22 protein-coding genes are annotated in these 17,209 nt (G+C 51.1%); 20 read left to right on the top strand and 2 right to left on the bottom strand.

Going from position 1 to position 17,209, the window contains the following annotated elements:
- Positions 1–160: 160 nt before the first annotated feature.
- The 3 genes from CCE92_RS07930 (at position 161) to CCE92_RS07920 (ending at position 2,655) form a co-directional block, all read left to right on the top strand.
- On the top strand, positions 161–916 hold the full coding sequence (locus CCE92_RS07930; protein WP_088006979.1) for an SDR family NAD(P)-dependent oxidoreductase: 756 nt from the start codon (positions 161–163) through the stop codon (positions 914–916).
- A 100-nt stretch (positions 917–1,016) separates the two neighbouring features.
- A complete protein-coding gene (locus CCE92_RS07925; protein WP_088006978.1) occupies positions 1,017–1,661 on the top strand; it encodes a pyridoxamine 5'-phosphate oxidase family protein in 645 nt (214 codons plus the stop codon).
- Positions 1,662–1,701: 40 nt separating this feature from the next.
- The gene (locus tag CCE92_RS07920; RefSeq protein ID WP_277621519.1) at positions 1,702–2,655 is read left to right on the top strand and encodes a carbon-nitrogen hydrolase family protein; all 954 of its coding nucleotides are present in this window, start codon (positions 1,702–1,704) and stop codon (positions 2,653–2,655) included.
- A gap of 122 nt (positions 2,656–2,777) precedes the next feature.
- Here CCE92_RS07920 and CCE92_RS07915 read toward each other — a convergent pair whose 3' ends face one another.
- Positions 2,778–3,188 carry a hypothetical protein gene (locus tag CCE92_RS07915; protein ID WP_088006977.1) on the bottom strand — a complete coding sequence of 137 codons (411 nt, stop codon included), beginning with the start codon at positions 3,186–3,188 and terminating at the stop codon, positions 2,778–2,780.
- A gap of 264 nt (positions 3,189–3,452) precedes the next feature.
- Between CCE92_RS07915 and CCE92_RS07910 the strand changes: the two genes are divergently transcribed.
- Both CCE92_RS07910 and CCE92_RS07905 read left to right on the top strand, forming a co-directional pair.
- Positions 3,453–3,719 carry a hypothetical protein gene (locus tag CCE92_RS07910; protein ID WP_088006976.1) on the top strand — a complete coding sequence of 89 codons (267 nt, stop codon included), beginning with the start codon at positions 3,453–3,455 and terminating at the stop codon, positions 3,717–3,719.
- Between the two features lie 15 nt (positions 3,720–3,734).
- Positions 3,735–4,067, top strand: a complete 333-nt coding sequence (locus CCE92_RS07905) for a hypothetical protein (protein ID WP_088006975.1) — start codon at positions 3,735–3,737, stop codon at positions 4,065–4,067.
- Between the two features lie 119 nt (positions 4,068–4,186).
- On the opposite strand, the gene CCE92_RS07900 is transcribed toward CCE92_RS07905, so the two are convergent.
- Complete coding sequence (locus CCE92_RS07900; RefSeq protein WP_088007018.1) at positions 4,187–5,638, bottom strand: UDP-N-acetylmuramoyl-L-alanyl-D-glutamate--2,6-diaminopimelate ligase; 1,452 nt, start codon at positions 5,636–5,638, stop codon at positions 4,187–4,189.
- Positions 5,639–5,906: 268 nt separating this feature from the next.
- Between CCE92_RS07900 and CCE92_RS07895 the strand changes: the two genes are divergently transcribed.
- From CCE92_RS07895 to CCE92_RS07825, 15 genes are all read left to right on the top strand, one after another.
- Positions 5,907–7,277: a DUF2254 domain-containing protein gene (locus CCE92_RS07895; RefSeq protein ID WP_088006974.1), complete on the top strand. Its 1,371-nt coding sequence runs from the start codon at positions 5,907–5,909 to the stop codon at positions 7,275–7,277.
- A 160-nt stretch (positions 7,278–7,437) separates the two neighbouring features.
- Entirely contained in the window at positions 7,438–7,974 is a 537-nt protein-coding gene (locus tag CCE92_RS07890; protein WP_088006973.1) for a GNAT family N-acetyltransferase, read from the top strand.
- Positions 7,975–8,052: 78 nt separating this feature from the next.
- Positions 8,053–8,898, top strand: coding sequence for a hypothetical protein (locus tag CCE92_RS07885; RefSeq protein WP_241535922.1), 846 nt, complete (start codon positions 8,053–8,055; stop codon positions 8,896–8,898).
- A 65-nt stretch (positions 8,899–8,963) separates the two neighbouring features.
- Entirely contained in the window at positions 8,964–9,629 is a 666-nt protein-coding gene (locus CCE92_RS07880) for a hypothetical protein (protein ID WP_088006971.1), read from the top strand.
- Between the two features lie 112 nt (positions 9,630–9,741).
- Positions 9,742–10,170 carry an Rrf2 family transcriptional regulator gene (locus CCE92_RS07875; protein WP_088006970.1) on the top strand — a complete coding sequence of 143 codons (429 nt, stop codon included), beginning with the start codon at positions 9,742–9,744 and terminating at the stop codon, positions 10,168–10,170.
- A gap of 78 nt (positions 10,171–10,248) precedes the next feature.
- Entirely contained in the window at positions 10,249–10,899 is a 651-nt protein-coding gene (locus tag CCE92_RS07870) for a DsbA family oxidoreductase (protein WP_088006969.1), read from the top strand.
- A gap of 54 nt (positions 10,900–10,953) precedes the next feature.
- The gene (locus CCE92_RS07865) at positions 10,954–11,283 is read left to right on the top strand and encodes an IDEAL domain-containing protein (protein ID WP_088006968.1); all 330 of its coding nucleotides are present in this window, start codon (positions 10,954–10,956) and stop codon (positions 11,281–11,283) included.
- A 249-nt stretch (positions 11,284–11,532) separates the two neighbouring features.
- Positions 11,533–12,078 carry a GNAT family N-acetyltransferase gene (locus tag CCE92_RS07860; protein WP_088006967.1) on the top strand — a complete coding sequence of 182 codons (546 nt, stop codon included), beginning with the start codon at positions 11,533–11,535 and terminating at the stop codon, positions 12,076–12,078.
- 15 nt (positions 12,079–12,093) lie between these two features.
- Complete coding sequence (locus tag CCE92_RS07855; protein WP_162287836.1) at positions 12,094–12,621, top strand: NUDIX hydrolase; 528 nt, start codon at positions 12,094–12,096, stop codon at positions 12,619–12,621.
- The gene (locus CCE92_RS07850; protein WP_088006965.1) at positions 12,618–13,079 is read left to right on the top strand and encodes an NUDIX hydrolase; all 462 of its coding nucleotides are present in this window, start codon (positions 12,618–12,620) and stop codon (positions 13,077–13,079) included. Before CCE92_RS07855 ends, CCE92_RS07850 begins: the two co-directional genes overlap by 4 nt.
- Before the next feature lie 27 nt (positions 13,080–13,106).
- Complete coding sequence (locus tag CCE92_RS07845) at positions 13,107–13,679, top strand: AAA family ATPase (RefSeq protein ID WP_088006964.1); 573 nt, start codon at positions 13,107–13,109, stop codon at positions 13,677–13,679.
- Positions 13,669–14,388, top strand: coding sequence for a nucleotidyltransferase domain-containing protein (locus tag CCE92_RS07840; RefSeq protein WP_088006963.1), 720 nt, complete (start codon positions 13,669–13,671; stop codon positions 14,386–14,388). The genes CCE92_RS07845 and CCE92_RS07840 overlap by 11 nt, the downstream gene beginning before the upstream one ends.
- 32 nt (positions 14,389–14,420) lie before the next feature.
- Positions 14,421–14,966, top strand: coding sequence for an AAA family ATPase (locus tag CCE92_RS07835; protein WP_088006962.1), 546 nt, complete (start codon positions 14,421–14,423; stop codon positions 14,964–14,966).
- 829 nt (positions 14,967–15,795) lie between these two features.
- Positions 15,796–16,374, top strand: coding sequence for an RNA polymerase sigma factor (locus CCE92_RS07830; protein ID WP_088006961.1), 579 nt, complete (start codon positions 15,796–15,798; stop codon positions 16,372–16,374).
- Positions 16,355–17,077: an anti-sigma factor gene (locus tag CCE92_RS07825; protein WP_088006960.1), complete on the top strand. Its 723-nt coding sequence runs from the start codon at positions 16,355–16,357 to the stop codon at positions 17,075–17,077. Before CCE92_RS07830 ends, CCE92_RS07825 begins: the two co-directional genes overlap by 20 nt.
- Positions 17,078–17,209: the final 132 nt, after the last annotated feature.

Here is a 17,209-nt window from a genome sequence, read left to right as displayed (position 1 = left end):
GGACGGCAAGGGAAAGGCAGTGTCCGTCAGCGGGCTGGCGCTGTCCGGTACGTCACAAAGGTTGAACCTTTCCGCTGCTGTTCCTGTTCAATTGCAATTCCTTCCTTTTTTGATTATTCTAAAATCGTCAGATTAAATCGAGTGATGGGAGGAACCGGTAATGAAAAGACTGGAGAACAAAGTGGCCGTCATCACCGGCGGGACGGGCGGAATCGGGAAAGTGACAGCGGAGCGGTTTTTGAAGGAAGGCGCGAAGGTTGTACTCGTGGATCTGTTTCAGGAAGCACTTGATGAAACGGTGGAAGAACTGAAACAGTACGGAGACGTGGCCGGTTTCCAGGCGGACGTTTCAGATGAGGAGGATGTCCGCGGCTATGTGGACAAAACGGTGGAGCGGTTCGGGACGATCGATGTATTTTTTAATAATGCAGGCATCGAAGGGAAAGTGGCCCCGCTCGTCGATCAGAAAACCGAGGATTTCGATAAAGTGATCAGCGTGAATGTGCGCGGCGTGTTCCTCGGGCTGAAGTACGTGCTGCCGGTCATGATGAAACAGAAATCCGGAAGCGTCATTAACACTTCATCCGTCGCCGGGCTGAGCGGCAGTCCGGGCGTGGCACCGTATATCACCTCCAAACACGCAGTCGTGGGGCTGACGAAAGCGGCGGCTGTCGAAGCGGCGGAATCGAATATCCGCGTGAATTCCATTCATCCTTCACCGGTCAACACAAGAATGATGCGTTCGCTCGAAGAAGGCCTGAATGTCGACGAAGCGACACTGTCGAAAAGCATTCCGCTCGGCCGGTACGGCGAGTCGAGCGACATCGCCAATCTGGTTTTATTTCTGGCAAGCGATGAAAGTTCGTTCATCTCCGGATCCCAGTACCGGGTGGACGGAGGGATGGCGGCACTTTAAACCGTCTGTCCGATAAAAGGAGTCGGTCGGTCCGCCGATGCGCTCCTTTTTCTGATGGAATGGCTATACTGGAGAATAAAGGACGAGAGGGGGGAGCAGCATGACAAAGAAGGCGGCGATAGGGTTCGCGCAGCAAGTCACTTCACGGGAAGAACTTCGGTCAATCACCGGAAACCCGAGTGAACTCGTGAACAACAAAGTCATTACATACATAGACCGCCACTGCCGGGAGTTCATTTCAAAAGCGCCGTTCCTGACCATCTCGACAGCGGACGGCTCCGGGTTTTGCGACGTGTCCCCGCGTGGCGATGCCCCGGGATTCGTTTTCGTGCTGAATGAGAAGCAGCTCGTCATTCCGGAGCGGCCGGGCAATAAGCGGATGGATTCTCTCCAGAACATTCTGGAGAACCCGAAGATCGGCCTGCTGTTCATGATTCCGGGGCTCGGTGAGACGCTTCGCGTCAACGGAAGCGCCTGCATCATCCGGGATGAGGAACTTCTCGAAAACATGACGGCCGCCGGAAAAAGGCCGCTTCTCGGAATCGGCGTAGAAGTGGAAGAATGCTTCATTCATTGCGCAAAAGCGTTCCGCCGTTCGGGGCTTTGGGAACCGGGAACGTGGGAGCCGAAAGAGACGCTGCCGAAAGGCGCGAAAATCCTGGCGGCCCACGCGAAGCTGCCCAATACGGATGAGCAGGCGGTTGAGGCGATGCTGGATAAGAGCTATAAGGAAAATCTGTATTAGCGCGTCGTGCTTCCGACATTGAATGAAGGAGTGAACTGCAGTGCCATCGACTAAACTAGTGAAAGCGGCTGTCGTACAGGCCGGATCGGAAATCATGGATAAAGAAAGAGGCGTCGCAAAAACAATCCGGCTGATTGAAGAAGCCGGCGGACAGGGTGCGGAAATCATCGTATTCCCCGAAGCTTTTATCCCCGCCTATCCGAGGGGGATGTCGTTCGGGGCTGTCGTCGGCAGCCGGTCGGATGAGGGACGAAAGGACTTTCTGACATATTGGAAAAACGCCATCGACGTGCCGGGTGCGGAAACGATTCAAATCGGGGAAGCGGCAAAGAAAGCCGGCGCCTATGTCGTGATCGGCGTCATCGAGCGGGACCAGGAGTCGAGCGGTGGCACGCTGTACTGCACGGCGCTGTTTTTCGGACCGGACGGCAAACTGCTCGGCAAGCACCGGAAGCTGAAACCGACCGGTTCCGAGCGGCTGATCTGGGGAGAAGGAGACGGCAGCACATTGCCGGTATTTGACACGCCGTACGGCAAAATCGGCGCGCTCATCTGCTGGGAGAATTACATGCCGCTGGCGAGAGCCGCTCTGTATGAAAAAGGCGTACAGATTTACGTAATGCCGACCGCCGATGCGCGGGATACTTGGTCGGCCACCGTGCGGCACGTCGCCGCGGAAGGCCGCTGTTTCGTTCTGTCATGCAATCAGTACTCGACTAAAAGTATGTATCCGGAAGCGATATCTTCCCGCCCGGAATTCGCCGGATTCCCGGAAGAACTTTGCCGCGGCGGCAGCTGCATCGCCGGGCCGCTCGGGGATTGGGTGGCAGAACCGGTGTACGGGGAAGAGAAAATCATGTATGCGGAACTCGATATGGACAAAATTGCGGAAAGCCGGTTCGATTTCGATGCCGTCGGCCATTATTCGCGCCCCGATATTTTCCAGCTGACCGTGAATGAAAAGAAGCAGGAAAACGTGAACTGGGAGAAATAGAATGAAGGCTGCTGCGCATCTGGAATCGATGATCCGCGGCGGCCTATAATAGCGGTCAACCAACTGAGCAAAGCAGGAAATCCTTATCGGGTATGCCATTGCCGATAAGGATTTTTCTGGTGCTATTTTAGTGGGTGACTAATGAGTCGCAGCCTTTCCAGTTCTGTCTGCCCTTTCCGAGTGACTTCCACTGTACGTGTCTCGGGAATCCGCTTAATCCACTCCAAATCAATCAGACGCGCAAGCAGGGCACCACCTAAAGCTCCTGCTAAATGAGGCGTCCTCTCCGTAACATCCAGACAGCTTCGGGCAAAGGCTCTCTTCTTTTGGTGCAGTCCGTCCAAATCAATGCCCAAATCGCTAAAAAATGCATCTCCTTCTGCTGTAACAGAAAAATTCTTCCCGTTTTCCTCCAGCATTCCTTGCTTAACGAGCGACTCCGTAATCTCCACACCGACGGATCCCGCCAAATGATCATAGCATGTCCGGGCATAGCTGAATTGTTCATCCTTAAGTCCGTTATTGTGGACCACTGTATACACCTCCTTTATCTTGTAGAGAAAGCATCTAAATTTGCCTGTCCAAGATAATTCGCTCTCTATCTCCATAATTGGCAGAATATTGTTTCAATCATATCATTTTCATTACAATTGGTGTAAAATGGATGGAAAGAAACAATCTAACGGTTAGTCCCACCCAAAGCGGTTCTGGTTCCACTGTGAATTGAATGTTCTTTTGTTCCCTTTGTCTCAGCGAAGGGCCAAAGGATACGGAGAGCAGAAGGGGGAGGGAGTCAGATGAGACCGGCAGATCAAGCGAAAGTCCAGAAGCTGTACCGCCAAAAAATGAAACTGGAGAAAGAGAAGGAATCGTCCAATCGAGACTTGCTGGTGATCATGGTTTTCCTGCTGCTGATTGTGCTGTACGATGTCTTCAATTTGCCGTTTGACACCGACACGACGGTTATGGTCGACGAGGAGGGCGATATGACCGGCTCCGAAACCGTGATTCATTCTCCTGCCGGCCCTCGGACCAGTGAACGAATGACCGTCGAACCGAAATAGTAGGGGGAGGAGCGCATGCATATCATGTTGACACTTATCGCTGTCGCGTCCTTGATGGTTTCATTTATTGCCACGATTGTAGCAGTCAGTACCGGGAACCCTAAACCTTATTGGCTGGCTGTTGGCAGTCTGTATATCTTCAGCATGCTCGCGGGTTTCAGCTATGGGCAGCTGACTATCGCTTTCGTGCTCATCCTTTTCCTGCTGGCTATCGGCAGCTCCATTAAGCCAATAAAGAATGGGTTGCAGTTCGCCGCTTGGTTCGGGGCTGGAATTTTGGTTAGCTTTTTCGCCGTTTCTTATGTGGATGATCGCTGGCTGTTCTTTCCGATGACGCTGATCAGCTGATCAAAAAGAGTTCAATTGAAAACACGGCAAGTGCATTTGTCCTTAAGGCCTTAAGGATTTTTGGTTTTTGCACGTGAACCGGCAGGCTCAAAACCGATGAGCCTGCCGGTCAGTTATCTTTATGAGGGTAATCCTGATATCGACCGGACCGTTTCCCGGTCGGAGTTCGTCCCGAGCTGGAAGCGCTGCTTGTAGCTTTCGTGGCCTTTTCCGGTGATGACGATCCAGTCACCGGCGTTGCTGATTTCCAGCGCCCGCTGGATGGCCAGGCTCCGGTCAGGAATGATCATCCCTTTTTCATTGCCGAATTCGTTATTCAGCACTTCCAATGACTTCAGCATATCCTCCGCCGTTTCCGAATTCAGGTCATCGGAAGTCAGGATATAGAGATCACTGATTTTCGCGGACACCTCCAGCATATCCGCTCGTTTCCCTTCATCCCGGTTGCCTCGGAAACCGAATACGTGGATCAGCCGGCCGGCACCTTGCGCTTTGGCGGTGGTCAGGCAGTAGTGCAGCGCATCGGCGGTGTGGGCGTAATCGATGACAGCCGTCGCGCCGTTCGGAAGCGCCGTCACTTCGAAGCGGCCGCTGACGCCTTTGAAATCCGGCAGGACATCCAGGATCCGGGCTGCCGGTATGCCTTGCGATTTAGCAGCGGCGTAAGCGAGCGCCGTGTTATAGAAGTTGTGCATCCCTTTCATCGGAGAACAGAGCTCCGCCTGTCCGCCATCCTCTTCAATGAGCAGGCAGTCGCCTTTCCGGAATCCGAGGATGTGCAGGTCATTGCTGCCGTTTGAGCCGATGGTCACCAGCCGGTCCACCCGTCCCGCGAGATTTTCCGCGAGTTTTTCTCCCCAGTAATCGTCGGTGTTCACCACGGCAGTGCCATCCTTTTTCAGTTTATCGAAAAGCATGGATTTGCTTTTGAAATATGCTTCCATCGTTCCATGGTAGTCCAGATGATCGCGGTGGAGATTCATGAACAGGCAGCAATCGAACTGGATCCCTTCCAGCCGGTGCTGGACAAGGCCGTGGGAAGACACTTCCATGATGACGACTTCATCCCGGCTCTCGGCCAGCAGCTTGTGCAGGACAAGCGCGTTCGGGGTCGTGTTCCCGCTCGGAAGGATTTCCCCGTTCACTTCGATATGGAGCGTGCCGACGAGAGAACATGTATAGCCGTTCTGTTCGAAAATATGCTTCAGTAAAAAGCTTGTCGTCGTTTTTCCGTTCGTGCCGGTGACCCCGATGACTTTCTTGCGTCCGGAAGGGTTACCATAGAAGTTCCCGGCGATTTGTCCGAGTGCCTTCCGGCTGTCCGGTACTTGGATGTAGGGGACAGGAAGACTGGGCTGTGGCTGTTCACCGACGATAGCTGCCGCACCGTGCTGGATCGCGGATCGGATATATTCATGGCCGTCATCGCAAAACCCTTTCACGGCAACGAAAAGGCTGCCGCTGTCCGCCAGTTTGGAATTATCGGTGATACCGGTGATTTCAATTTCGGCTGCCTGGGCAGGCAGCGGGTGAATCATCGGAATCCGGTTTAAAAGAAGTTGTAGGTTCATGAGATTGTCCATCCCTTCAATATGGATAGAATCGATTCAGTTTTGGAACTAGGAAAATGTGACAGACAACCCACTCACAAAGAAAAACCGGAAAAATTGAAAGAAACCACTCTTTAATTACTAGGTATCTTACCATTTTTCAGAATAAAAAGAAATCGGTAATTAAAACCCGGACGACAAAATTCGTCAGCCGGAAACCAGAGAGGGATAATTCGGCGGATAGAGGGTAAGGGATACTATCGATTCTTTGTGGAAAGGCGGTGCATAAATGAAAGTGAAGCTTTTACCAAGGGAAATCCGGAAATACATCCAGATGACGCCGAGGCAGCGTCACCATGAACTGAGTGCTTCTCTCTGGTTCCGTCCGCTTTTATCGGTCCTGGCGGCAATCGTCCTGGCACTCGTGACGATATTCGCCGATCTTCAGTTCGAGTTCATTCCGGCGGACAGCATATTGTCATTCAGCTACGACACGACACGGCTCATCGTCAGCACGCTGATCAGCTCCGTCCTTCTCCTCAGCGCATTCACGCTCAACATCCTGCTTGTCGTATTGACGACGTTCAGCGGACAATTCTCACCGAGGATGCTGCAGGACTATATCGCGGACCGGCAGACCCAGCTGTACGTCAGCCTGTTCAACGGCAGCTTCATCTACGTACTGGTTACATTTCTGTTCATCAACAATTACCAAAACGATGATTTTGTGCTCGTCCCGATTGTGACGGTCCTTTTGACGTTCATCACGGCGATCATCTTCCTGTTTTTCATCAATCATTCGATTTACTGGATGCAAGTACATAATGTGACGTCGAATATGCGCTTGCTTTCTGAAGAGATCATTGACAACGCAGTGCAGGAGGACATGGAAAAACTGAAAGTCGACGAGGCAGGCGACTTGAAAGAGCGGTTCAAAGCAAACGAAAAGACGGTGCTGACAGATCATGCCGGCTATTTGCAGCTGGTCGATTTCCGCCGGCTGGTCGAAGCGGCGCAAAAAGACGATGTCGTTGTGGAAATGCACGAGAAAATCGGCCATTTCATACTGGCCGATAATCCGCTGTTTTCCTACTGGGGCCCGGGAGCGGATGAACTGGATCCGGAAGGGTACAAAAAATACTTTCTGTTCGGCAATAAAGAACTGGAAATCCAGGACAGCAACTCCGCCATGAGCAAACTGGCGGAAGTCGCCATCAAAGCGATGAACAGCGGAGATCCCCGGTCAGCCATCAATGCCATCTACCAGCTGGGAAACCTCATGCAGACCATCCAGAAAAACATCCGGTTCACGCCTTACTTGGCGGATCAGGACGGACAGGTCCGGGTGATTACACAGCAACAGCAATTCGAGGATTCCCTGTACCGGGGATTCGGCATGATCCGCCACTACGCGAAGGACGATTTGCCGATCATCATTGAAATCGTTTCCGCCCTGCGGATGCTGTCTTTTTCAGCCGACCGTTCGCTCCATGAACCCATCTGGTGTTTTGCTGAAAACACCATCGTGAACGTCAAGGAAGATTTCATCTACGATATCGACCGCGATCTCCTGCTGGATAAGCTGAAGGAATTGGCGGATGTTACCGGCCACCAGACCGGTTACCGAAAATTGAAAGCCGAACTCGAAGCGAAAAGCTGAGAAATGCAAAGGCGGGAAGAGGAGTGTTTACCCTCTTCCCGTCTCTTTTTATTTCCTGAGTGCCGGGTCCATCCCGGACAGGTATAATGGAGTCAGGAAGTCAGCTGCTGCTGGAGCAGCATAGCTTGCATAAATCATAAGAGAAAAGGAGGGGGAAACAGTGGGCAGCAGCGTATCTTTAGTGGCACCTTCGTTCGATTACAAAGAAGGGTATGCCGCATTTTATCGGGAATGGAAAGAAAGCGGTGAGGACATGGTGCCATGGGTCATTAAAAGGGACCCGGATGATTTCAAGGACATGATCCGTTTTTTAGAGAGTAATGCAGCAGGAGAAAATCTCCCGGAAGGCTGGGTGCCGGATTCGACTTATTGGCTCGCGGACGAAAAGAAAGACGTCATCGGCGTCGTCAATATCCGCCACCGTCTGACACCTCGGCTCTTTAATAACGGAGGCCATATCGGATATGGCATCCGCCCTTCTGCACGACGGCTGGGTTATGCGACGAAGCTTCTTGAACTGTCACTGGCAAAAGCGAACGCGCTCGGGATCGAACGCGCCCTGGTCGTCTGTGATGAATGGAATGAAGCATCGAGAAAAACGATCCTCAATAACGGCGGCTTGGCTGATGAAGATTTCATCGAAGAAGACGGGAACGTCATCCTTCGTTATTGGATTGACACAAAACCAGAAAAATAAACGAACCCGGAATGAAATGCAGCAGGAAGACAGGAGATGGGGAGAATGGAAGAATCGTTGAAACAAGGGGCACATTTTATGAGAACCAGGGCCCGACCGCTGGATCGGGCGCTGTACGAGTACTTGTTCGAATCGGGAAGCCGTTCTTCCGTGCTGGCGGAACTCGGCACTTATCAGAACCCGGATGGCGGATTCGGAAACGGCTTGGAACCGGACTTCCGGTGTCAGGCTTCGTCTGCACTGGCGACATCGGTGGCGCTGCAGGTTTTGACGGAGGTGGAGGCGGATGCTTCCGAAGAAATGGTCAACCGAACCATCTCTTATTTGCTTAATACATATGATGAAGACAAAAAGGGCTGGCAGATCATGCCGAGAGAAGTGGAAACAGCACCAAGAGCACCTTGGTGGAATTATAGCGAGGACTGGCCATGGGGGAACCCGAGCGCTGAACTCATCGGCTATTTCCATCGGTACAGCCATCTTGTGCCAGCGGAGCTGCTGGAACGGCTGACGGAATATGCCATCTGCTATATCAACAATTTGGAAGCATATGATCACCATGAATTGCTGTGTTTTATTCGGCTGGCGGACCAGCTGCCCGAAAAAGACCGCAAACGGATTTCTGGTAAACTGAGAGAGATGGCGGCTGCGAGCGTCACCACAGATCCGGCAGAATGGAACGCTTATTGTCTGCTCCCGCTGCAAGTCGCCCAATCTCCTGCGTCTGAATTTTATGAACTGTTCAAGAAAAGCATTCCTCAAAACATCGAATTTCTGATCCGGCAGCAGCACCCGGCAGGCTATTGGGACCCGACTTGGTCATGGGGGCAGTTTGAACAGGAATGGGAAATCGCTAAAGAGGAATGGCGGGGCCGGCTGACAGTGGAAAATCTGCGGACTCTCCGGTCTTTCGGCAGGATCTAGAGCTGCAGACCGGACGTCCAGGGATTAAAGAGAATAAAAAAACGCATCACGAAGGGGGATATGAAATGGTCATAAACAAATGGGGTGCTGCAGCTATTTTACTGACGGGCGTTTTGCTGACAGGCTGTGCAGATGAGAGCGCTGACGACAGTTCCGCACAAGCGGATGAAATCAATCCGCTCGAGGAGACGGTCGCGGCACAGGAACAAGACATTAAAGAGCTGGAAGAGCGATTAGCTGCCCTGCAGGAAACGGCTGATTCTCTCGAACTCGATTTGAAGTATACGAAGGAGGAAGCGGCCCTATACAGGGAGCAGCTGCAGAGCCTGACGGCCACACTCAATGAAAGCGAACTCGCTGAATTTGCGAAAAGCCAGTGGACGTATGGGTTGACTGTCAACGGGGAAGCGGTGCCGGCAAATGGGCAAGTCGAACTTGATGGCAGCACAGCGAAAGTCACGGTCGTGCAGAAGCAGGCGCCGTTCACCGTACTGCCGCCCGAAGTCTTCGGCAAAGGGAAGATCAGCGGGAATTTCCATGAGCATGTAGTCGAGACAAGTCAGGAGCCCGACGACATGATCATGACGGATGGCACCGTGAACAGCGGCGTCACATACGTCTTTTCGGATGTTCCGGAAGGGGAGGAACTGACCGTTTCACTGTCGGAGGAACTGAAAGAACGAACCGGACTGGAAAGTGCCCAGCTCCGGATTTCAGCAGGCGGGGAGTAGCGGGAAACGGAGCTATGATTTTTGAACCGGCCACTGAAGCAGAATGGTTGCCCACTTCATCTGTAACATATATAATTACAGTATAACATCGAGGACCGGAAGGAGGCAGGATATGAACAGCAATTTTACGCTCGCCGTCCACAGTCTGGCGTTTCTCACACTGCAGCCGGACCGAATGGCGACAAGCGATATGATCGCCAAAAGTGCATCTGTTCACCCTGTCCGCGTCCGGACGGTGTTAAGCCTGCTGCGCAAGAACAGCTATATTAAAACGAAGGAAGGAACGGGCGGCGGATTCATTTTTGATCTGAATCCCGACGAAGTTTCTTTATGGGATATTTATAAAATCACTTCCGATGGTGCGCTGCAGCCCAAATGTCCGGAAGCCAACGGCCACTGTGTGGTCGGCGCTAATATGCAGCATGTGCTGTTCCGGATTTTCCTGGGTGCTGAAGAACACTTGGGCGAGTATTTGAAGGCATACACCATTAAAGAAGTGGTCGATTTCATCAGGCAGCAGCCATCCGGGGATTCAGCCTGACGGCAAATAAGGATTTATTTTTATACTAATTGTAATGAAAAAAATTACAGATAAAGAATTAGGAAGGCGGTTTTTGCGATGACGGTAAAAGTGAAGGTATATTCCGATTATGTCTGCCCGTTCTGTTTCCTGGCAGAACAGCCGCTTCAGGAAGCGATCGAAGGAAAAGACGTCGACGTGGAATGGATGCCGTTCGAACTGCGGCCCTATCCGAATGAAACACTGAGACCCGAAGGCGATTACCTGCAGTCCACGTGGGAACAGTCGGTCTATCCGATAGCGAAAAGCATGGGCATCGATATCGTCCTGCCCAATGTCTCCCCGCAGCCGCATACCCATCTGGCATTCGAAGGTTTCCAGTATGCGAAAGAACATGGGAAGGCGACCGCCTATAACAACCGGATGATGAAAGCCTTTTTCCAGGAACAAGAGGATATCGGCAACATCGATGTGCTGACCCGGCTGGCGGGAGAAATCGGACTCGATGAGGCGGAATACCGGAAGGCGCTGGAAACGCGCCAGTATGAAGAAGCCCACCAGAAAGCCCTCGATCATGCTTATGAAGAAGCGGATATCACTGCGGTGCCGACGTTCGTGATCGGCGAAACCGCCATTGCGGGACTGCATTCCAAAGAGACGATCGAGCAGCTGATCGATGAAGAAGCGAAAAAACAGAGACCTCAAGTCCTGTTTGCCGGCCAATCCTGCGGCATCGACGGCAATTGCTAACATAACATCCAGCCACGCGACCGATAAAAAACTGATTAAAGTGGGGGTCATCACATGAACTTCGAAAAGAACACATTCCTGCAAATTGGTGATTGGGTCAAGGGAAAACTGATGAATGGCGAACTGCTGATCGGATTTGTGGAAGATTTGGATATCCTCGAAGAACAAGTGACCGTGACCGTCGCGGTGAGCGATATCGACCAGCTGGCCGGTCAGACGATCCGGCTGCCTCTCCGCGCCGTGGAGCCGGCACCTGCGACACAGACGAAAGACCGGGGGCAGCTCTTGTTTTTGATCGACCTGGCTCTTGTGACAGGCGATAAAGAGTGGTTCGACGAACTCTCCAGCGAGTTGAACAACCTGAAGCAATCGGTGGCAAAGTAACTGAATTGATTCACAAGCTCATCCCAGACAGGGGTGGGCTCTTATTAGTTTAGGGGGGAATCAGCCGGAAGACGCCAAGGCACCTTGTTAAGTGAAAAACCCCGCGGGAACTATCTCTGCCTAAATCAGTCTGTATAAGCGATAGCATCTTTTCTTCACCTGCAGCTATAATAGGGCAGTACATACTCGAGGCGGTTGAAAAGGGTTTGAAAAATTTGCTGAAAACAAAATATTTGCAGGAGTGTTCCAATGAAGAACGGTTATGTTTTTGAATCCGAACGATTGGGTTTCAGGAGATGGAAAGAGTCTGACCGGGATTTATTTGCATCGTTGAATGCTGATGCTGAAGTGATGAAATATTTTCCGGATGTTTTGACAAGGAAGGAATCCGATTTGCTGATTCAGCGTTTTGAAGACCACCATGATGAAAAAGGGTTTGGCATCTGGGCGGTTGAACGAAAGGAAGATGGCGAATTCATCGGGTTCATCGGATTGCTCGAAGTGAAGCTGGACGTGGACTTTCAAGGTGTCGTTGAAATCGGTTGGCGACTGGATAAAAAGTACTGGAAGCAAGGTTACGCCGTCGAAGGCGCTAAGGCTTGTCTCGATTTTGCATTCGAACGCTTGAATTTGACTGAAGTTTACTCGTTTACAGCTTGTGTTAATGCCCCTTCGGAGACCGTCATGAGAAGGATCGGCATGACAAAAATCAAAGAGTTCGACCACCCGAAAATCGGGGCTGGCAGCTCTCTCAAAAGACATGTTTTGTATAGGATATCCAGAACCGCGCGATAGGAAAGGGTGTACATTTTGGAGATTTGGAACGTAGTGGATGAGAACAGAAGGGATACCGGCCAATTCCATAGCCGCGGCGATCAGCTGACACCAGGCGATTACCACGTGGTCGTTGAAATCTATACAATTAATCCGGATGGACGGCTATTGGTGACGCAGCGGGATCCCGTGAAGACCAGTCCGCTGTCCTGGGAGTTTACAGGCGGCTCGATCACCCGCGGTGAGACCAGCAAAGAAGGGGCGCTCCGGGAACTTGAAGAAGAGACTAGTTTAATTGCCGCTCCCGATGAGCTTCAATTCCTGGGAGAATTAAAGCGGGAAACGCACTTTCTCGACAGTTACATATGGAAAAGTGCTGAGCCGATTAAACTGGAAAGCCTTTCCCTTCAAACCGGGGAAGTATGCGATGCGCGGCTTGTTACGCTCAGAGAACTCGATGAAATGAATGCGGCGGGTTCAATCGTGCCGACCGTCTGGAAGCGGTTCGAACTGTACCGGAAAACTATTGAAAAATGGGCAGGTGAACAGCCATCGAACCGATGAATTACATACAGACGATGCGCAAACTGATCGGCAATGAGCTTCTCATGACCATCGGCTGCGGCATCATCATCGAACAGGACGGACGGATTTTGCTGCAGCACCGGAAGGACAAAGATGTGTGGGGAATCCCGGGCGGCGTCATGGAACCCGGTGAAACCTTCATCGGGACTGCTCTGCGGGAGACGATGGAAGAGACAGGCTTGGAGACGGACGACCTGCAGCTGTTCGGTCTGTATTCCGGAGAAGCGGGCTTTGCGGAATACGAGAATGGCGATCAGGTTTTCAGCGTTCAAATCATCTTCCACACAGAGAAATTTTCCGGAGAGTTGATCCATGACACGGACGAAAGCCACGAGCACCGGTTCTTTTCCCGTAATGAGCTGCCGAAACTGAATTCGCATCAGGAACGCTTTATCCGTGATTGGGTGCGGAGAGTGCCCCGGCCCGTTGTAAAATGAGATTGCATTAGAAACAGGAGGAACATAATGATCATCATGATCAACGGCGCGTTCGGCGTCGGAAAAACGACTGTGGCGAATGAGCTGCTGCCTAAAATAGATAACAGCATGCTATTCGATCCAGAGACCGTCGGGTTCATGCTTAGGGAAATCATCCCGGACACATTAAAGCGGCCGTCGGAGCAAACGGATAATTTTCAGGACTTGAAGCTTTGGAAAGTGCTTGTTGTAGAAATGGCTCGACAGTTAAAGGCCGAGTACGGACGGCATCTGATTGTGCCGATGACCCTTGCTGACAAAGAGATTTTCACTTTCATTCAGGAAGGGTTCCGGCAGATCGATCCTGACACAGTCCACTATTGTCTCACTGCATCGAAAGAAGTGATTCATGAGCGGCTCCGCGGACGGGGAGAACGGGACGGCGACTGGTGCTTCAGGAAGACCGATATGTGCCTGGCTGCATTCGATGATCCTGCTTTTGAAAGACGGATTCCTACAAGTGGAATACGTCCACAACAGGTGACCGAACATATTCATACTTCCATAAGAGAACAATATATGGAGAGGACAGAAAGAAGGGGACAGCTTAATGGCTTATGAAAAATATCCGGCAGCCGATGCAGCAAAACGTATCCTAGCAGCCTATTTCCCCGACTGCGACTGCGCAATCCTGGCCGGCAGCACTGTCCGCGGGGAAGCGACGGAGACGTCTGATCTCGATTTGGTCATTTTCGACCGGAAGATAGCCGCCTCTTACCGGGAATCTTTTATTGATTTCGGCTGGCCGGTCGAAGCCTTCGTCCATAATTTCGATTCCTATAAAACGTATTTTGAGGACGATATTAAACGGGCCAGACCTTCCTTGCCGCGTATGGTGGCAGAAGGCACCGTGATTAAAGATGATGGAGAACTTGAGGTGATCCGGCAAGAAGCCCGGGACTTGCTGGCGAGGGGGCCGGAAAAGTGGAATGCCGAAACAATCCGTTTGAAACGGTACTTTATCACCGATGCCTTGGATGATTTTGAAGGAAGTAAGGATCGGGCGGAACAGCTGTTCATCGCAAACACATTGGCGGAACTCCTCAGCGAATTTGTACTCCGGACGAACGGCCAGTGGATCGGCGCCTCCAAGTGGATTGTCAGGGCAATGAAGCGGTACGACGCTGAATTCGCCAGTATTTTCACAGCGGCGTTTGATGACTTTTACCGGAAAAATGAAAAGCACGGGATCATCGATTTAGCCGACCACGTCTTAAAGCCGCACGGCGGCCGCTTGTTTGAAGGTTTTTCAGTCGGCAAGCCCCGTTGATCTTGGACTTGATTTCAAATGGAGTTGTAAAAATGAAAAGAGCAGCGATCCTTACTGTGGGCAAAACCCATAGCGGGAAAACGACATTTGCGAAAGCTTTAGAAAAACGATTGGCCAATTCAGTCGTCATTGACCAAGACAACCATGGCGAATTTCTCCATACAAATTACGCTAAATTACTGCCTGCCGAGGGCCCGAACACAATCAAGTACGCTCTCACAAAAACAATCGTCGACTATGCAATCAATGAGACAGCGTGCCACCTTATTTTGTGCAACTCGAACCGAAACCAGCAAGACCGCCTGACCCTGCTCCGATATCTCCGTGACTGCGGATTTGAGACAATCCTTGTTTACTTCGATATCCCGGACACCATTTTAGCTGAAAGAGTAGCGAGCAGTCAGCGAACTACAGCCATTTTAAGGACCGCTTCATCTTTCGGAGAGGTGCTGAACCGGCAACGGAAAGAAGCTGCCGCCTGCCCGACAGCTGATGAAGCTGATCATTTTCTTCGGATCTGCGGTGAACAGGAAATGGAGAATATCATTGAGGAAATTCTCAATATCGCTACTAATTGAAATTGAATACATTAATAGATATCGATTCAAGTTTGGACATGGCAATGGCTTATTAATGGGATTATGCAAAACCGGATTATAGGGAGCTGTATTGCACGATTAATCAGCCTCGAACCGTGCATTTCAACGTGGTTATTGCTGCAAAATTAAAATGTGGGATGGACTAGGGAGAGCTGCTCCTTAGAAAAGAAACCGACTAAGTTATTCTTAAGTGGCAGCAAAAGCGGATACTATAGGCGGTTGCATTTCTCGCTTCCCGACATGGCCACGCCGGATCGGAAGGGAGGTGATGCAAATGGCGAGACACGATGTTTTCGGTCTAATGATCAACTTCTCGATGTTGATGGTGACCGTACTCGCGTTAGCCTTTACTTTTTCATGAAAAAGCAAACCGCCTATGCCTCCAAGCATTTAGCGCGGTTTACCCGTAGCGAAGTGCGACCTCATTGGAAGAGATACCATTCTGTTAGTGGCCGATCGGTTTGTCCGGCACGGGTCGGCTGCCAATCGTTAACAGTTTCTGGTTTCATTATGATTTTATGGCCTTTTATTATCAAATGGTCTAAGTAGGAAGTCTCTAGATTTTTAAATATACAAAATTAGAAAACGAGCACAGTATTTAAGGTTGCTCGTTTTTCTTTCTGGCAAAAAAATAATTCCAGCAGCAATTATCTATTCTGCTTTTCCCTTTAAAAACGGAATAGAAGCATCGTCTCTCCCTTGCTACATAGAAAAAGCTGTTCAACCCCGAAGGTTACAAGTAATCTAAATACTGAACCGCTTCGTTTAGTTAAGGCAGAAGCAGACGAATCTGAGAAGGGGACGTGCAATGGAGAAAATTTCGGATACTCAGCTTTATTCACAGATTCAGGCAAGGGACCGGGCAGCGCTTGAGCAGTTGTATGACCGATACGAAAGGATTCTGTTTTCATTTTTAGTGAAAATGACAGCAGACCGTGAGCTGGCCGAAGAAGCCTTGCAGGAAGTCTTTATTAAGTTATGGAAGGGAACCGGCGTTTTTGACGAAGGAAAAGGAACGTTTTCTTCGTGGCTGTTCACGATGACTCGGAATACAGCCCTTGATTTACTCCGGAAGCGGAAACAGGCTGCCGTGCCGCTTGAGGAAGCCGGGGAACTTGTAAACGGAGATGCGTCGGTAATCGAAGAAGTGGAATGGCAAGAAAAGAGAAAGCAGATCGAAGCGGCCGTCTTGAAGCTGTCGGCTGAGCAGCGGGAAATGATCCAACTGTTCTATTTTAAAGGATACACCCATGAGACGATAGCGGAAATGAGCGGTGTTCCGCTCGGTACGGTGAAAAGCAGAATACGGCTCGCGCTGGGGAAATTGAAAAAGTCCCTTCACCATCTGCAGGAAAGGGGGGCTGCACATGAAGAATCAGGACTGTGAACTGCTTGTTGATTATTTGGAAGGATCAATGGCTCCTGAAGAGAGAGACAAATTCGAAGCGCATCTGCTTGCATGCGCAGACTGCCGGGAAGTGATTGAAATGACAGGGGATCTTCCATATTTAGCGGAAATGACGGCGCCGCCGGCCGAGATGAAAGGGCGGATTCTGTCAGCTGTGTTCGCTGATGAAGATGAAACAGGGACGACTCCAGAAGAGACGATTGTGCTGAACAGGCAGGACGGAACGACAGAAAGGCCAGTTCAGCGCAGCTGGACGAAATACGGTCTGGCAGCCGCGCTCGTCCTGTCGCTCCTCGGTAATGGCTACGCTTTCCTCGCGCTTAACGGAGGAGAAGCCGTGCAGGAAGAAGAAATCCGTTCGGTGGCTCTTGAGCCGGCCGGCGCCTTCAATGGAGCAGGAGAAGCCTCCATCATCGAAGGCGAGGATGGGGAACTGACACTGGCCGTAGAGACATCAGAACTCGAATCGCTCAGCGGGGAGCAAGTGTACCAGGTCTGGCTGATTGCTGACGGCGATCCGATGCCTGCCGGTTACCTTTCTCCGGCGGAAGGCGGGGAAAGCACCGCATATTTCACATTCGGTGAAAACCTCGACAGCTGGGATACGGTCGCGATCACACTGGAACCGCGCTATGGCAATGAACTTCCGGAAGGGGAAGTCGTCCTGAGCGCACCGCTTTAAAAGAGAATCCGCTGTTCCCCTGATCATCAGGCGGAACGGCGGATTTTTTCACCGATTTTCAGAAAGGGGCTGATTGGCAGACAAAAGTTTTTTTGTTTTTTTAGAAATTTGTGATCTAAAATGGAACCCTCT

The organism is Indiicoccus explosivorum (assembly GCF_002167005.1).
Classification (GTDB): Bacteria; Bacillota; Bacilli; order Bacillales_A; family Planococcaceae; genus Indiicoccus; species Indiicoccus explosivorum.
This window is presented reverse-complemented; position numbering and strand designations above follow the sequence as displayed.